This is a genomic window from Rhizobium ecuadorense, assembly GCF_001187535.1.
GTDB classification, from domain to species: Bacteria; Pseudomonadota; Alphaproteobacteria; order Rhizobiales; family Rhizobiaceae; genus Rhizobium; species Rhizobium ecuadorense.
Map to the genome: position 1 here is coordinate 1 of NZ_LFIO01001044.1, position 214 is coordinate 214.

The 214-nt window shown below is 66.8% G+C and carries 1 protein-coding gene; it reads right to left on the reverse strand.

Annotated features, from left to right (window positions below; all coding sequences use genetic code 11):
• The coding region (locus tag AF337_RS18805; protein ID WP_160320331.1) for a substrate-binding domain-containing protein at positions 1 to 214 on the reverse strand (214 nt) is incomplete at both ends.

Genomic DNA, 214 nt, shown 5'->3' on the forward strand with positions numbered 1-214 from the left:
CCTCGCGCAGCGCCCTCAGCGCCCCGATCGCCATTTCGTCGGTGGCACAGACGAGTGCGGTCGGACGCGATGGTTGGCGCAAAAGTTCCAGCGCCGCGAGATAGCCGCCCTGTTCCAACGGCGCGCCTTCGGCGCAGAGGTCGGTCGCAAGGCCGCATTCATCCATCGCCGCCCGCCAGCCACGGCAGCGGTCATGCGCGAAATAATATTCCTG